This window comes from Paracoccus shanxieyensis (assembly GCF_009711265.1).
Classification (GTDB): domain Bacteria; phylum Pseudomonadota; class Alphaproteobacteria; order Rhodobacterales; family Rhodobacteraceae; genus Paracoccus; species Paracoccus shanxieyensis.
In genome coordinates this window covers 3461-19295 of record NZ_WMII01000014.1, presented here as the reverse complement: position 1 = coordinate 19295, position 15835 = coordinate 3461, and the positions used below count along the sequence as shown (strand labels likewise).

Here is a 15835-nt window from a genome sequence, read left to right as displayed (position 1 = left end):
GGACGGCGCGATACGCTCGCGTCGTCCTTATGCCGTCGGAGGCCGCATGTCGCTTTTGCCGCAATCTGTACCGCGCAGCCAGCCCGACAAGGCGCAGGGGTCCACCGTGCAGATGGTGGCCGAGGCGCTGGCCGCGCGCATGGCACAAGGCGATTACCCCCCCGGCAGCCGCCTGCCCGCCGAGCGGCAACTGGCCGAAAGCCTGAAGGTTGCGCGCAATACCCTGCGCGAGGCGCTGGATATTCTGGAAACCCGCGGGCTGATCCTGCGCCGCGCCGGTGCGGGATCCTTTGTAACCGAACCGGGCGGCTGGGACAGTGCCGCCCCGGTCATCGCCGCGACCGGGCCGCTGCATTTGCAGGTCATGCGCGGCATTCTGGAACCCGAGATCGCGCGGCTGGCCATCGTCAACATGCCCCCCGCGACCATCGACGCACTGGCCGATGTTTTGGACCAGATGCAGACCGCCGCCGACCCGGCAAGCTTTGCGCGGCATGAAGAAGATTTCCACATGCGGCTGGTCGAAGGCACCGGCAATCCGCTGCTGGTCGCCTGCTACAATCTGGTGGTCAAGGCACGGCGTCAGCCGCAGCGCAGCGCCATGCTGCGCCGTCACATGACGCCCGAGCGCCTGCGCAGCCAATGCGAATCCTATATCGCGCTGCTGGCGGCGCTGACCGCGCGCGACATTCCGCAAGCCATGGAACTGGTGCAGCAGGCGCTGCTGGAAGAACAGCGCCTGTTCATGCAAGAGAGCTGACGCGCTGCTGCCACAGCAGATCCAGCGCCTGCAATTCCTGCAGCAGCAACGGCTCATGCTGGGCCAGCCAGCCAAGCACCGAGCCGAATTCCACGATCCGCGCCACGCCGTCGATGACCCGCACGACGGGCCAACTGCCGATCAGCGCATTGTCGATGCCAAACAGCGCCTCGCCATGCCAGCGGGCCGGGCCGAAGACCTGCATCATCTGGCCGCCGCGCTTGATCGCTGCCAGCACCGCCATCGGATCGGTGGTTCCGGCAATTTCGACGGCCGACTGCCAAAGGTCAAGAATCGCTGGATATTCCCAGCTTACGGCCGACCAGTGGCCGGGAAAGCGATCGCCATAGCTGGCATGAAACGCCGAGGGCTGGCGAAAGAAGAACGTCCGCTCGATCAGTTGCGGATCATCGAAATCGGGGAAATGAAAGATGAAATTTTCCATGAATTCCGCCGAGGTCCGCGCCACCAGCCGGCGGTAATTGTCGCCGGTGCAGCTGAGGATCGGGCCGCGAAACCCGGCATGAAAGGCGGCTTCGGTCAGGGCATGGATCATATGCGGCTCGGATGAACACCAGCACAGGATCTGCGGATCGCTGGCCAGCATGGCGGCGACCATCGCATCGGCGTCCCGGGATTTCGGGTCGTATCGCACCTGATGCACCACCTTTATCCCTTCGGCGGCAAAGGCCGCGCGATAGGTCGCAAGCGAGGGCCGGCCCATCATGTCCTCCTGACTGCACAGCGCCACGCGCTTCAGATCGGGCCGCTGCCGCGCCAGCCACGCCACGCCGGTGACGACGAAGACCGGATGGATTTCGGCAGGCGCGATCAGGCTGGGCGTGCGCGGCGACAGATCGAAAGGCAGCAGTGTCGAAGTCAGCACGCCCCGCGCCATCAGCCAAGGCAGCACCGGGCGCAGACTGTCGCCGCCAAGTGCCAGAAGAATGCGCACGCCGGATCGCTCGACCAGTTCGCGTCCGGCAAGAATGGTTTCCTCCGGCGACAGGGCGGCATCGCGGGCGACGATCTCGACCGGCAGGCGGCGGTTGCCGACGATCAGCCCGCCCTGCCCGTTCACCCAATCGGCCCAGATCATGCAGCCATCCAGCCCCGGCCTGCCCCATGGCGCCGAAGGTCCGCTGAGGGGCGCCAGAAACCCGATTCGGACCGGCCCGCCGCTGCTGCGCAGATGTCGCGGCATGGCCCCGGACACGGCCAGTTGTTGTGCCAAGGATATGCTCAATTTTTACCCCCTATCTGCAAGGATTTTGTCCGGCCTGGGGCAGAAGTCAAAAACTTCACTCTTCATCAGAAGAAATATTCTTGACCTGCAAGGAATATGGGCGGGTAATTGGTCCATGCCAAATAATACGCGACCGAAAACTGGTCCGAACCAAAATAGGGAGATCAAGATGACGCAGCGTGTCGCCGTGATCGGCGCCGGGCCTTCGGGCCTTGCCCAGCTACGTGCCTTTCAGTCCGCTGCCGCCAAGGGCGATGCGATCCCCGAGGTGGTCTGCTTTGAAAAGCAGTCGAACTGGGGTGGGTTGTGGAACTATACATGGCGCACGGGTGTCGATGAATATGGCGAGCCGGTGCATGGCTCGATGTATCGCTATCTCTGGTCGAACGGTCCCAAGGAAGGGCTTGAATTCGCCGACTATTCCTTTGAGGAACATTTCGGCAAGCAGATCGCCTCATACCCGCCGCGCGCCGTGATGTTCGATTATATCGAAGGCCGGGTGAACAAGGCCGAAGTGCGCGACTGGATCCGGTTTTCCAGCGTGGTGCGCAATGTCGTCTATGATGCCGAAGGCGACAATTTCACCGTCACCGTCCACGATCAGGTGAATGATCGGGTCTATTCCGAGGTGTTCGACTGGGTCGTCGTGGCCTCGGGGCATTTCTCGACGCCGAACATGCCGGAATATCCGGGCTTCGAGCGGTTCAACGGCCGCATCGTCCACGCCCATGATTTCCGCGACGCCCGCGCGTTCAAGGGGCAGGATGTGCTGCTGATCGGCACGTCCTATTCCGCCGAGGATATCGGTTCGCAATGCTGGAAATATGGCTGCAAATCCATCACCGTCAGCTATCGCACCGCGCCGATGGGCTTTGACTGGCCCGAGAACTGGCGCGAAGTGCCGATCCTGTCGCATGTGACCGAGGATACGGCGCATTTCTCGGACGGGACCAGCAAGCGGGTGGATGCGATCATCCTGTGCACGGGATACAAGCATTATTTCCCGTTCCTGCCCGACGATCTGCGGCTGAAGACGAAGAACCGGCTGGCGGCGGCGGATCTGTATCGCGGCGTCGTCTATGTCCACAATCCCAAGCTGCTGTATCTTGGGATGCAGGACCAGTGGTTCACCTTCAACATGTTCGATGCGCAGGCATGGTATGCCCGCGATATCATCATGGACCGCATCGCCATCCCCGCCGACAAGCAAGAGCTGATGGCCGATGTGGCCGAACGCGAAGCGCGCGAGGATGCGGGCACGGACAATAAATACGCGATCTATTATCAGGGCGATTACGTCAAGGAACTGATCGCGCTGACCGATTATCCCGATTTCGACGTGGATGGCGCCTGCGAGGCTTTCCTGGAATGGAAGCATCACAAGGCCGAAAACATCATGGGGTTCCGCGACAATTCCTATCGCTCGGTCATCACCGGCACGATGGCCCCCAAGCACCACACCCCGTGGAAGGATGCGCTGGACGACAGCATGGAAGCCTATCTGCAGAACTGATCCCCCCTGGCGGGGCAGCCCGAAATCTGCCCCGCCCTTTTTCTTCATGAGCGATCGCATGACCAGCCAACCCCGCCTTTTCCGGCCCGGCCCGCCCCAGCCCAGCGGCCTGCGCATGGCCAGCGCCGCGCCCCAGCGTCATGTCGTGCCGGGCGGCGGGGCGCTGATGCTGGCCATCGCGACGGGCGATCGCATCCGCATCACCAATGCCGAGGGCGGCCAGCGCGCCGAACTGATCGCCGCCGACGCGCAGGGCCGGACCGATACCGCGCTTCTGGGCGTCGCGGCCACCGACGAACCGCATGGTCTGCGCCGCGCGCTTGGCCAGAAAGATGCCAGCCTGACCCGGATGGCCCGCGGCATCGCCGCACGGGGGATCGACCTGTCTGGGCACTGCGCGGTGACGCTGTTCGGCGGCTTCAGCCCCGCAGGCGACAGCGCCGAATTCACCGCCAGCGGCGCGGGCTGGCTGATCGTGGCCGCCCCGGCGCCCGCGATGTCGCCCGAAACCCATGACACGGCCTCGCCCCTTGTGGTGCAGCTTCAGTCCGCCACCCCGCAGGCCAAGCTGCGGTTCGATCTGCCCGATCCGCTGGCCGATCCGATCCTTGATCTGCGCATTTCCTCGGCCACGGCCAGCGCCTATCTGGTGCGGGCCGGAGAATATATTCAGGTGCTGGATGTCGACGGGCGGCAATGCACGGATTTTCAGTGCTTCGACGCCCGCAAGCTGGATCGCGGCATTCAGAACCCGCTGGACGTGACGACGACGCGCACCCTTCTGGGTCACAGCTATGCCATGCCGGGGCTGCATGCGAAATATTTCGATCAGGACATGACGCCGCTGGTCGAGGTAGTGCAGGATACCTGCGGGCGCCACGATGCCTTCGCCATGGCCTGCGCGGCCAAGTATTACGACGATATCGGTTATCCGGGCCATGCGAACTGCTCGGACAATTTCAATGCCGCGCTGGCCCCTTACGGGGTCGATCCTCGAAAAGGCTGGATGGCTGCGAATTTCTTTTTCAACACATGGATCGACGCGCAGGGCGTGCTGCTGACCGATGAGCCATGGTCGCGGCCCGGCGATTATGTGCTGATGCGGGCGCTGACCGACATCGTCTGCGTGTCCTCGGCCTGCCCGGACGATACCAGCCCGGCCAATGGCTGGAACCTGACCGATATCCATGTGCGCAGCTATGGCGCCACCGAAACATTCCAGCGCGCCGTCGCATGGCGCCCGATGCCGGATTTAGAACCGATCATGACCCGACAGACCGCCTTTCACGACAGTTTCGCCGCGCAGACCCGCGATTTCATCGAATACAAGGGCTTCTGGCTGCCCAACACCTTCCCCACCACCTCGCCCGAAGAGGAATATCGCGCCTGCCGCAGCGCCGTGACGATGATGGACCTGTCGGCGCTGCGCAAATTCGAGGTGACAGGCCCCGATGCCGAGGCGCTGCTGCAATGGGTGCTGACCCGCGACGTGAAGAAGCTGGGCGATGGGCAGGTGGTCTATTCCGCGATGTGCTATCCGCATGGCGGCATGATCGACGACGGCACGCTGTTCCGCATGAGCCATGACCGCTTCCGCTGGATCGGCGGCAGCGATTACGGCGGCGAATGGCTGCGCGAACAGGCCGCCCAGCTTGGGTTGAAGGTGATGGTGCGCGGCTCGACGGATCAGTTGCACAATCTGGCGGTGCAGGGGCCGAATTCGCGCGATCTGCTGTCGGATCTGATCTGGACCGCCCCCATGCAGCCGACGATCCGCGAACTGGGCTGGTTCCGCTTTGCCGTGGCGCGCCTTGGCGGGCCCGAGGGCGCGCCGCTGGTCGTGTCGCGCACCGGCTATACCGGCGAGCTGGGCTATGAGGTGTTCTGCCATCCCAAGGACGGCGCGGCGGTGTTTGACGCGATCCAGACCGCAGGCCAACGCTTCGGGCTGAAGCCCATGGGTCTGGCCGCGCTGGACCTTTTGCGGATCGAAGCCGGGCTGATCTTTGCCGATCACGAATTCACCGACCAGACCGACCCGTTCGAGGCGGGCATCGGCTTCACCGTGCCGCTGAAAAGCAAGCCCGACGACTTTATCGGGCGCGAGGCCTTGCAGCGCCGCAAGGACAATCCGCGCTGGAAGCTGGTCGGGCTGGACATCGACAGCCGCATTCCCGCCCATCATGGCGACTGCCTGCATATCGGGCGTGCGCAGGTGGGCGAGATCACCTCGGCCATGTGGTCGCCCCTGCTGGACCGCCAGATCGCGCTGGCCCGCGTCGATGTCACCCATGCCACCGAGGGCACGGAAATCGAGGTCGGCAAGCTGGACGGGCAGCAGAAACGCCTGCCCGCCCGCATCTCGGCCTTCCCGCATTACGACCCGAAAAAAGAACGGCCGCGGTCCTGAACCCGCCGCCCCCGCAATCATGACCGGAGACAAGACATGACGAATTCCTGGCGCTTTTCGACCCTTGGCGACCGCCACCGGGCCCTTGGCTCGGACCTTGAGGACTGGAGCGGCATGGGCACCGCATGGTCCTATACCTCGGGCGACCCGGATGCCGAATATATGGCGATCCGCACCAAGGCAGGGCTCATGGACGTGTCGGGGCTGAAAAAGGTGCATGTCACCGGCCCCGCCGCCAGCCATGTGATCGAACGCGCGACGACGCGGAACATGGAAAAGCTGATGCCGGGCCGCTCGGTCTATGCCTGCATGCTGAACGATGCGGGCAAGTTCGTGGACGATTGCGTGATCTATCGCACCGGGCCGAACGCCTTCATGGTCGTCCACGGCTCGGGTCAGGGGTTCGAGCAGCTGACCATGGCGGCTTACGGCCGCGATGTCTCGGTCCGGTTCGACGACAACCTGCACGATCTGTCACTGCAAGGGCCGCTGGCGGTGGATTTTCTGGAAAAGCATGTGCCGGGCATCCGCGATCTGGCCTATTTCGGGCATCTGCAGACCTCGCTGTTCGGCAAGCCCGCGATGATCTCGCGCACGGGCTATACCGGCGAACGCGGCTATGAGCTGTTCGTGCGCGGTCAGGATGCCGGGATGATCTGGGACCGCATCCTTGAGGAAGGTGCCGATCTGGGGATCATCCCCTGCCGCTTCACCACGCTGGATATGCTGCGGGCGGAAAGCTATCTGCTGTTCTTCCCCTATGACAATTCCGAGATGTATCCCTTTGACGACCAGCCGGGCGGCGACACGCTGTGGGAACTGGGACTGGATTTCACCGTCAGCCCCGGCAAGCAGGGCTTCCGCGGCGCCGAGGAGCATTACCGCCTGAAAGGCCGCGAACGCTTCAAGATCTGGGGCCTCAAGCTCGACGGCAAGAACGTCCCCGGCAACGGCGCGCCGGTCTTCAAGGACGGCCAGAAGGTCGGCGTGGTGACGCAGGCGATGTATTCGCCCCTGAACGACTGGACCGTCGCGATTGCCCGCCTGCCCGTCGATTGCGCCAATGAAGGCACCAAGCTGACCGTCAACTGCGCCACGCATGGCGAGATCGCCGCGACCACCGCCGCGATGCCCTTCTTCGATCCCGACAAGAAGCGCCGCACCGCCAAGGGCTGAACCCTGATGACGGGGGCTCGTGCGGCCCCCGTCACCGCCCGCCTTCCCGCCCAGCCTCAGCATCTTCGCCAAGGACCCCCGATGACCCCACGCATTGCCAGCCATCCCAGCTTTGCACCGCTTGAGCCCCGGCCCTGTCAGTCCGCCTTGATGATCGCCGATGATGCGGGCATGGCGGCCCTGGACGCGCTGATCGGCAGCGCGCCCGAACTGAAGCCCAAGGCCACCATCCTGCGCGTCTCGGCCAAGGCGCCGGCGGCGACGCTGCCTGCCGCCATCGCCGGGGCGGTGTCGCAGGCGAAGATGGGCCTGCAGGTCTGGCTGGCGGGGTCGCACGGGCTGATTGCGCAGGCGCAGGCGCAGCTTCTGGCGGCGGGTCTGCCCAAGGGGGCGATACAGGCGCAGCACTGCGGCAGCCCGGCGCGGCGGATGCAATGCGTGCATTGCAAGACCATCGCCGAAGAGGTGATGACCGACCCCTATACCTGCCCCGGCTGTGGACGCGCGCTGTTCGTGCGCGATCATTTCTCGGCCCGGCTGGGGGCATTTCAGGGTGTCTGCATCGACGCCGAAACCCCGGGCGACATTCCCCAGCCACAGGAGTTGCGCGCATGATCCCGCTGCTGCTGACCGAAAAGACCCCGCTTTCGCCGCGCATCACGCGCTTTCGCTTTCAGCATCCCGACGGCGCGGCGCTGCCGGTGTTTTCGGGCGGCGCGCATGTCATCGTCGAGATGCAGGATGGCGACACGCTGCGGCGCAATGCCTATTCGCTGGTCTCGGACCCGCAGGACGGCTCGGGCTATGAGATCGCGGTCCAGCGCGAGGATCAGGGCCGGGGCGGGTCGCGCTTCATGCATGAACAGGCGCAGCCGGGCATGACGATGCGGCTGGGCCAGCCGGTGAACCTGTTCGGCCTGAACCTGACCGCGCGCAAGCATCTGCTGATCGCGGGCGGCGTCGGCATCACGCCGTTTCTGGCGCAGATCGCCGATCTGGACCGGCTGGGCGCCGAATATGAACTGCATTACGCCCTGCGCGCGCGCAGCGAACTGGCCGCCGATCTGCCGGGCGCACATCTGCATGTCAGCGACGAAGGCTCGCGCATGGATCTGGCGGCAATCCTTGCCGATCAGCCCTTGGGCACGCATCTTTACGTCTGCGGCTCGGCCCGGATGATCGACAGCGTGCTGCAGGCCGCCATCGCGCTTGGCTGGCCCCGCGACGCCCTGCATTCCGAAGAGTTTCTGGCCCCCGCGCCGGGCGCGCCCTTTGCCGTCCATTGCGCCGCCAGCGACCAGACCCTGACCGTCGGCCCGCATCAAAGCCTGCTTGAAGCGATGGAGGCGGCGGGCATCGACGCGCCGTGGCTGTGTCGCGGCGGGGCCTGCGGGCAATGCGAAACCGACGTTCTGGCCTGCGATGGCCAGATCGACCATCGCGATCACTGGCTGGAGCCGGGCGAACAGGCCCGCAAGATCATGCCCTGCGTGTCCCGGTTCAAGGGCGCGCTTCTGACCATCGACCGATAGGAGCCCGCCTTGACCATCACCTTCAACAAGGAAAGCTTTCGCGGCGATTACAGCTTTCACAACTCGGCCGCCGCCATCCGCCGCTTTCCCTTCCCCTTCGACCGCGACGAATACATGTATTCGGTGAACATGGAGCCGCATAAGGGCGGCCGCGACGGCAGCGTCTTCCAGCGCCGCTTCGATGTCGACGAACATTACCTGTCCGAGATGGAGGACCGCGCCATCACGCTGTCGCGCGATCCGATGCGCTGCCAGTCTCTGCCGCATATGCGTGTGGCGGGATGGGACGTGCTGGAACTGATCATGGTCAGCAAATCCGAGGATTACCCGGATCTGTTTGAACTGCATCGCGACGGCGACCGCTGGCGCTGGATCAACCGGCCCATGGGTATCGATGACAGCTTTACCTTTCTGGATGACAGCACCCTGCCTTATGGCCCGCTGGAATACATCACCCGCCAGACGCAGGGCGATTTCGCCGTGCTGGACCAAAGACAGGGCAATCTGTGGATGGATGCGGGCATGATCACCTCGCAGGCCGACTGGTCGCTGGATTTCGACATCGGCATGAGCTTCTTTGAATGGCACGCCCCGGTGCCGCGCGCGGCCGAGATGGGCATCTTCCAGCGCGCGCTGAAGTTTCTGCTGAACGTCCAGCAGGACAGCCCGGCGCGGCGGCTGAACTGGACGCTGACGGTGAACCCGCGTCTGGATACCAGCCCGGAAACCTATCCCGAATGGGGACCCGAGAAACGCAGCCTGACGCCCGAAAACATCGGCGAAAAGCAGTTCCTGCGGGTCGAGCTGCAAAGCTTCTGGCGCCTGCCCCGCTCGAACGGAGTGCTGTTTCCGATCCGCTGCTATCTGATCTCGATGCAGGATCTGGTGACCGTGCCGAAATGGGGACGCCGCCTGCATCGCGTGATCCGCGACCTGCCCGAGGATCTGGCGACCTATAAGGGCTTCATCGTCAACCGCCCGCTGATCGTCGATTATCTGGCGCGTTTCGACGATGGCGCGCCGACCTCGGCCGACATCTGGCCGGACTGACCCTTGCGCCGGGCGGCCTGACGGCGCTTGCCCGGCGACATGCCGAACCGTTCACCGTACAGCCGCGAAAAATGCGCGGCGCTGACAAAGCCCGTGACCTGCGCCACGTCCAGCATGGACAGCCCGCTTTGCTGCACCAGCTCATCGGCCTTTTGCAGCCGCATCTCGCGGTAGAACTGCATCATCGAACGGCCCAGCTGGTCGCCGAACAACCGCTGCAACTGGCGCGGGCTGCAGCCGACCTGCGCGGCCAGCTGTTCGGGCGACAGCGGATCGGCCAGATGGCTGAACATCAGATCCACCGCCTGCACCAGCATCGGGTGACGCAGATCGAACCGCTGCGCCACGGGTGAGCGCTGCGGCTCATCGGCGGTGCGCGGGCGGGGATGGATGAACCAGTCGGCGACGGCGCGGGAAAATTCCGCGCCATGATCGCGGGCGATGATGCCGCACATCATGTCCAGCGCCGCCACCCCGCCCGCGCAGGTATAGCGGTCGCGGTCGATGACATATAGCGCCCGTTCGATCAGCAGATCGGGATAGGCCTCGGACAGCGCCTCGACATGCGCCCAGTGCAGCGTGAAGCGCCGCCCCTCGATCAGGCCCAGCCGCGCAAGGATCGCGGCGCCCCCCGAAATGCCGCCCAAGGGCACCTTGCGCGCCTGCAGGCTGCGCAGCCCGCGCGCCAGAACCGCATCCTCATAGCGCATCGGATTGCCGCCCGCGACGACCAGCGCCAGATCCAGCGCGCCCGCCTCGGACAAGGGCAGCGTCTGAAACCCGCCACCCGAGGTCGAGGCGGCAAATCCCCCCGCGACGGAATAATAGCTGGGCCGGTAAAGTTCGCGATCCGCCAGATGGTTTGCCGCGCGCAAGGGCTCGACCGCCGAGCCCAGCGACATCAGCGCATAGTCCGGGGTCAGGATGAAGCCAATGCGCAATGGGTCGCTCATCGCACCTTCTAACGGCAGATGGCAGGTCTGGGCAAGATCCTGTCCGCAGCGGACAAGTCAGTTTGCGCAAGCCGCTGCTTTGACGAAAAAATGCATCTTTGCCGAAACAGGCAAGAAAATGTCCGAGGTGGACAAATGCAGCGATTCCCGGACAGCTAATCTGTATCTGTGAATCGGCTTACAGGAGCGGCGGCCAGTGCGATATTCAGGGCTACGCGTCATCAAAGAGGCGCTGACCGGCCATAAGGGCTGGGCGCCGATCTGGCGCAATCCAGAGCCGCAATCGTCCTATGATTACGTAATCATCGGCGGCGGCGGGCACGGGCTGGCCACGGCTTATTACCTGTCGAACACCTTCAAAAAGGCCCGCATCGCGGTGCTGGAAAAGGGCTGGCTGGGGTCCGGCAATATCGGCCGGAACACGACGATCATCCGCTCGAACTATCTGCTGCCGGGCAATGAACCCTTCTACGAATTTTCGATGAAGCTGTGGGAGAACCTCGAGCAGGAATTCAACTTCAACGCCATGGTCAGCCAGCGCGGCATTCTGAACCTGATCCATACCGACGGGCAGCGCGACGCCTATCGCCGCCGCGGCAATGCGATGATCCTTGCGGGCGCGGATGCCGGGCTGCTGGACCAGGACGGCGTGCGGGCGATGTATCCGTGGCTGAACTTCGACAATGCGCGCTTCCCGATCAAGGGCGGGCTGTTGCAGCGCCGCGCGGGCACGGCGCGCCATGACGGCGTGGCCTGGGGCTATGCACGCGGCGCCGATCGCGCGGGCGTCGATCTGATCCAGAATTGCGAAGTCACCGGGTTCCGCATCGAAAACGGCGTGATGCGCGGGGTCGACACCTCGCGCGGGTATATCGCGGCGGGCAAGGTCGGCGTGGCGGTCGCAGGCTCGACGGGGCGGGTGATGGCGATGGCGGGCATGCGGATGCCCATCGAAAGCCATGTGCTGCAAGCCTTTGTCTCGGAAGGGCTGAAGCCCTTTATCGACGGGGTGATCACCTTTGGCGCCGGGCATTTCTATGTCAGCCAGTCCGACAAGGGCGGGCTGGTCTTTGGCGGCGATATCGACGGCTATAACAGCTATGCCCAACGCGGCAATCTGGCCGTGGTCGAGGATGTGGCGCAGGGCGGCATGGCCCTGATGCCCGCCATCGGTCGCGCCCGCCTGCTGCGGATCTGGGGCGGCATCATGGACATGTCGATGGATGGCAGCCCGATCATCGACCGCACGCCGGTGCAGGGTCTCTACCTGAATGCGGGCTGGTGCTATGGCGGGTTCAAGGCCACGCCCGCCAGCGGCTATGCCTTCGCGCATCTGCTGGCCACCGACACGCCGCATGACACCGCCCGCGCCTACCGCCTTGACCGCTTCCAGCGCGGGCTTCCCATCGACGAAAAAGGCATGGGCGCGACGCCCAACCTGCATTGAGGCCATGACATGCTGATCCCCCATCCCCTGCTTGGTCTGCGCGACGCCGGTGAGTTCACCTATCTGGGCGACGCGCGGTTGCTGGATCGTCCCGATGCCAGCGCCCCGGACGCCGCCGCGGCCTTTCACGATTATGTCCACCTGCGCGACAACCCCGCGGGCATCCACCGCGAGCTCTGGTTTCACGAACAGGGCGACCGCAGCTGGCTGGTGGTGACCCGCAACACGCTCACGCATGAAATTCTTGGCGCGGAACTGGCGCGCGACATCCGGAAAGGCGGTGCGGCATGACGCGCCTGACAGGGGGGCTGATCGACCGGTCCCGCAGCCTTCGCTTCAGCTTCGACGGCAAGTCCTATGCCGGATATGCGGGGGATACGCTGGCCTCGGCGCTGCTGGCCAATGACGTGCGCCTGATGGGCCGCAGCTTCAAGTATCACCGCCCGCGCGGCGTGTTCAGCGCTGGCTCGGAAGAGCCGAACGCGCTGGTCGAATTGCGCAGCGGCGCGCGGCAAGAGCCGAACACCCGTGCCACGGTGGCCGAGCTTTTCGACGGGCTTCAGGCGCGCAGCCAGAACCGGGTCGGCACATTGGGGTTCGATCTGCTGGCGGTCAACGATCTGCTGTCACCGTTCCTTGCGGCAGGGTTTTACTACAAGACCTTCATGTGGCCGCGGGCCTTCTGGGAAAAGCTCTATGAGCCGGCGATCCGGCGCGCGGCGGGTCTGGGCCGCCTGACGCATCAGGCCGATCCGGACGATTATGACGCGGGTTTCCTGCATTGCGACCTGCTGGTGATCGGCGGCGGCGCGGCGGGGCTGGCCGCTGCCCTGACCGCCGCGCGAACCGGGGCGCAGGTGATCCTTGCCGATGAGGATTTCCGTCTGGGTGGTCGGCTGCTGGCCGAAAGCAACCCGCTGGAACAACCCGCGACCGCGTGGATCGACAGCGTGCAGGCCGAATTCGCCAGCCTGCCCAATCTGCGCGTCATGCGCCGCACGACCGTCTGGGGCGCGTTCGATCATGGCGTCTATGGCGCGGTCGAGCGTGTGGCCGACCATCTGCCGACACCGGGCCGGCGCGTGCGCCAGACGCTGTGGCGCATCACCGCCAAGCGCGCCGTTCTGGCCGCAGGGGCCACGGAACGCCACATCCCCTTTGCCAATAACGACCGCCCCGGTGTCATGCTGGCGGGGGCGATGCGGGCCTATGCCAATCGCTGGGCCGTCAGCCCGGCGCAGCGCGTGGCGATCTTTACCAGCAATGATGACGGCCACCGCACCGCGCTGGATCTGGTCGCCAAGGGCATTGAGGTCGTCGCCGTCGTCGATGCCCGCCCCGATGCCGCGTCGCAAGGCGGCTATCGCACCATCGCGGGCGGCCATGTCACCGACAGCAAGGGCCGCCTTGGTCTCAGCGCCGTGCAGGTCACGGCGGATGGCCGCAGCGAATGGCTGGATTGCGGCGCGCTTGGGGTGGCGGGCGGCTGGAACCCGAACCTGCATCTGGCCTCGCATCACCGGGGGCGGCCGCAATGGAACGATGCCGCGCAGGGCTTTCTGGCCGCCGATCACGGCGTGCCGGGCCTTGGCCTTGCCGGTGCCGCGGCGGGCATGGGCTCGACCGCGCAGGCTCTGGCATCGGGGGCGCGGGCCGCGCAGGCGGCGCTGGCCGATCTGGGCGTGACCGCCAGCCTGCCCGATCTGCCGCGCGGCGAAGACGCCGCGATGAACCAGCATTGGCTGTGGCATGTCCCCGGCAAGGGCCGCGCCTGGGTGGATTTCCAGAACGATGTGACCGTCAAGGACATCAAGCTGGCGCATCAGGAAAACATGCGCCCGGTCGAGCATCTGAAGCGCTGGACCACGCTGGGCATGGCGACCGATCAGGGCAAGACCTCGAACGTGACCGCGCTGGCCGTCATGGCCGAACTGACCGGCCAGTCGATGGGCCAGACCGGCACGACGATCTTTCGCCCGCCCTATACGCCGGTCTCGATGTCGGTGCTGGGCGGGGGCGACACGGGCCCGCATTTCCGCCCGCGCCGCCTGACGCCGACGCATGACTGGGCGCAATCGCAGGGCGCGGTGTTTGTCGAGGTCGGCCAATGGATGCGGGCGCAGTATTTCCCCCGCGCCGGTGAAACCACATGGCGCGAGACGGTCGACCGCGAGGTTCTGGCCACCCGCGCGGGCGTCGGCATCTGCGACGTGACCACCCTGGGCAAGATCGACGTGCAGGGCGCGGACGCGGCCGAGTTTCTGAACCGCATCTATGCCAATGCCATGGCCAGCCTGAAGGTCGGCATGGTGCGCTATGGCCTGATGCTGCGCGAGGACGGCTTTGCCTGGGATGACGGCACCTGCGCCCGGCTGGGTCAGACGCATTATGTCGTCACCACCACCACCGCGAATGCTGGCACGATCTTCCGGCACATGGAATTCTGCCGCCAATGCCTGTGGCCGGATCTGGATGTCAGCCTGATTTCCACCACCGACGCCTGGGCGCAGCTGTCCATCGCCGGTCCCAATGCCCGCAAGCTGCTGCAGCGCGTGGTCGACGGGTTCGACCTGTCGAATGCGGGTCTGCCGTTCATGGGCTGCGCCAATCTGACGATCTGCGGCGGGCTGCGGGCGCGGATCTTCCGCATCAGCTTCTCGGGCGAGCTGGCCTATGAACTGGCGGTGCCTGCGCGCTATGGCAATGCGCTGATGGCCCGGCTGATCCAGATCGGTGCCGATCTGGGCGCTGCGCCTTACGGCACGGAAACGCTGGGCGTGCTGCGCATCGAAAAGGGCCACGCCGCAGGCAACGAACTGAACGGCCAGACCACGGCGCAGATGCTGGGCATGGGCCGCATGGTCAGCACCGCCAAGGACAGCATCGGCGCGGTCCTGTCGCGCCGCGACGGCATGGTCGCCGACCGCCGTGTGCTGGTGGGCTTGCAGCCGGTCGATCCGGCCGATCCGGTCGTCGCCGGGTCGCATCTGTTTACCCAGGGGTCGCCGCAGAACACCGCCAGCGATCAGGGCTGGATTACCTCGGCCTGTTTCTCGCCCCATATCGGCTCGGCCATCGGGCTGGGCTATCTGGAAAACGGCGCTGCGCGGATGGATGAGATCATCACCGCCGCCAATCCGCTGCAAGGGCAAAGCGTGGCGCTGCGCGTCGTCTCGGCCCATTTCGTCGACCCGGAAGGAGGGCGCGTCCGTGACTGACCTGCATCCGATCTGCGCCCTTGGCGGCGCGGCCCCGCAATCGGCCCGCTTCGGCGCGCTGAGCCTGCGCGAAAACCCCGATCTGGCGCTGGCCTCGGTGGCGCATCTGCGCGGCGGCCAAAGCGAGCTGCCGCGCCCCGGCCCCGGCCTGTGGCAGCAGGACGATGGCATCGCCGCCTTCTGGACCGGCCCCGATCAGTGGATGATCGAAGGCGCAGGTCTGGCCGCCAGCGATTTCGCCGCCACCGTGGCCGCCCGCGCGCCGGGCTGCGCGGTGACCGAACAGACCGACGGCTTCGTCGCGTTCGAGATCACCTCGGACAGCGGCGCCGCCCCCATCCGCGCCTTGCTGGAAAAGCTGGTCAATATTGACGCGCAGGGCTTTGGTCCGGGCCGCGCCACCCGCACCGGCCTGCACCACATGAGCATCTTCATCATCCGCCGCGCCGAGCATCATCTGGCGGTCCTTGGCATGCGCTCGGCCGCAGGCACCATCTGGCACGCCCTGACCCAAGCGGCCGCGCGCCAGC

At 65.4% G+C, this 15835-nt stretch carries 13 protein-coding genes; 11 read left to right on the top strand and 2 right to left on the bottom strand.

All coding sequences use genetic code 11. The features are described from left to right. Positions 1–46: 46 nt before the first annotated feature. A complete protein-coding gene (locus GL284_RS14530) occupies positions 47–760 on the top strand; it encodes a FadR/GntR family transcriptional regulator (RefSeq protein WP_230383093.1) in 714 nt (237 codons plus the stop codon). Here the strand turns inward: GL284_RS14530 and GL284_RS14525 are convergent. Further along, the gene (locus GL284_RS14525; protein WP_341870413.1) at positions 744–1994 is read right to left on the bottom strand and encodes an ABC transporter substrate-binding protein; all 1251 of its coding nucleotides are present in this window, start codon (positions 1992–1994) and stop codon (positions 744–746) included. The genes GL284_RS14530 and GL284_RS14525 overlap by 17 nt on opposite strands. 181 nt (positions 1995–2175) lie before the next feature. On the opposite strand from GL284_RS14525, the gene GL284_RS14520 reads away from it, so the two are divergent. The 6 genes from GL284_RS14520 to GL284_RS14495 all read left to right on the top strand — a co-directional run bounded on the left by GL284_RS14520 (position 2176) and on the right by GL284_RS14495 (position 9687). Next, a complete protein-coding gene (locus GL284_RS14520) occupies positions 2176–3519 on the top strand; it encodes an NAD(P)-binding domain-containing protein (RefSeq protein ID WP_155045361.1) in 1344 nt (447 codons plus the stop codon). 58 nt (positions 3520–3577) lie between these two features. Continuing rightward, a complete protein-coding gene (locus GL284_RS14515; RefSeq protein WP_230383094.1) occupies positions 3578–5929 on the top strand; it encodes a trimethylamine N-oxide demethylase in 2352 nt (783 codons plus the stop codon). A 36-nt stretch (positions 5930–5965) separates the two neighbouring features. Further along, on the top strand, positions 5966–7105 hold the full coding sequence (locus GL284_RS14510; RefSeq protein ID WP_155045359.1) for an aminomethyl transferase family protein: 1140 nt from the start codon (positions 5966–5968) through the stop codon (positions 7103–7105). An 81-nt stretch (positions 7106–7186) separates the two neighbouring features. After that, positions 7187–7720 (top strand): dimethylamine monooxygenase subunit DmmA family protein, encoded by a 534-nt coding sequence (locus GL284_RS14505; protein ID WP_155045358.1) that lies wholly within the window; start codon positions 7187–7189, stop codon positions 7718–7720. Further along, positions 7717–8637, top strand: coding sequence for a PDR/VanB family oxidoreductase (locus tag GL284_RS14500; protein ID WP_155045357.1), 921 nt, complete (start codon positions 7717–7719; stop codon positions 8635–8637). Before GL284_RS14505 ends, GL284_RS14500 begins: the two co-directional genes overlap by 4 nt. Before the next feature lie 9 nt (positions 8638–8646). After that, on the top strand, positions 8647–9687 hold the full coding sequence (locus GL284_RS14495) for a heme-dependent oxidative N-demethylase family protein (protein WP_155045356.1): 1041 nt from the start codon (positions 8647–8649) through the stop codon (positions 9685–9687). Here GL284_RS14495 and GL284_RS14490 read toward each other — a convergent pair. Further along, the gene (locus GL284_RS14490; protein ID WP_230383095.1) at positions 9630–10640 is read right to left on the bottom strand and encodes a GlxA family transcriptional regulator; all 1011 of its coding nucleotides are present in this window, start codon (positions 10638–10640) and stop codon (positions 9630–9632) included. The genes GL284_RS14495 and GL284_RS14490 overlap by 58 nt on opposite strands. 196 nt (positions 10641–10836) lie before the next feature. Here GL284_RS14490 and GL284_RS14485 point away from each other — a divergent pair, with 196 nt between their 5' ends. From GL284_RS14485 to GL284_RS14470, 4 genes are all read left to right on the top strand, one after another. After that, positions 10837–12087, top strand: a complete 1251-nt coding sequence (locus GL284_RS14485; RefSeq protein ID WP_341870416.1) for a sarcosine oxidase subunit beta family protein — start codon at positions 10837–10839, stop codon at positions 12085–12087. Positions 12088–12096: 9 nt separating this feature from the next. Continuing rightward, positions 12097–12378: a sarcosine oxidase subunit delta gene (locus GL284_RS14480; protein ID WP_155045354.1), complete on the top strand. Its 282-nt coding sequence runs from the start codon at positions 12097–12099 to the stop codon at positions 12376–12378. After that, positions 12375–15305 carry a sarcosine oxidase subunit alpha family protein gene (locus GL284_RS14475; RefSeq protein WP_155045353.1) on the top strand — a complete coding sequence of 977 codons (2931 nt, stop codon included), beginning with the start codon at positions 12375–12377 and terminating at the stop codon, positions 15303–15305. Before GL284_RS14480 ends, GL284_RS14475 begins: the two co-directional genes overlap by 4 nt. Then, positions 15298–15835 (top strand): sarcosine oxidase subunit gamma (locus GL284_RS14470; protein WP_341870534.1); only part of this gene is annotated, 538 nt, incomplete at its 3' end. The genes GL284_RS14475 and GL284_RS14470, both read left to right, overlap by 8 nt.

Excerpts from the sequence above, each read along its gene's own strand:
- GL284_RS14530 (WP_230383093.1), top strand. The coding sequence starts at position 47 with ATGTCGCTTTTGCCGCAATCTGTACCGCGCAGCCAGCCCGACAAGGCG.
- GL284_RS14520 (WP_155045361.1), top strand. The coding sequence starts at position 2,176 with ATGACGCAGCGTGTCGCCGTGATCGGCGCCGGGCCTTCGGGCCTTGCC.
- GL284_RS14515 (WP_230383094.1), top strand. The coding sequence starts at position 3,578 with ATGACCAGCCAACCCCGCCTTTTCCGGCCCGGCCCGCCCCAGCCCAGC.
- GL284_RS14510 (WP_155045359.1), top strand. The coding sequence starts at position 5,966 with ATGACGAATTCCTGGCGCTTTTCGACCCTTGGCGACCGCCACCGGGCC.
- GL284_RS14505 (WP_155045358.1), top strand. The coding sequence starts at position 7,187 with ATGACCCCACGCATTGCCAGCCATCCCAGCTTTGCACCGCTTGAGCCC.
- GL284_RS14500 (WP_155045357.1), top strand. The coding sequence starts at position 7,717 with ATGATCCCGCTGCTGCTGACCGAAAAGACCCCGCTTTCGCCGCGCATC.
- GL284_RS14490 (WP_230383095.1), bottom strand. The coding sequence starts at position 10,640 with ATGAGCGACCCATTGCGCATTGGCTTCATCCTGACCCCGGACTATGCG.
- GL284_RS14480 (WP_155045354.1), top strand. The coding sequence starts at position 12,097 with ATGCTGATCCCCCATCCCCTGCTTGGTCTGCGCGACGCCGGTGAGTTC.
- GL284_RS14475 (WP_155045353.1), top strand. The coding sequence starts at position 12,375 with ATGACGCGCCTGACAGGGGGGCTGATCGACCGGTCCCGCAGCCTTCGC.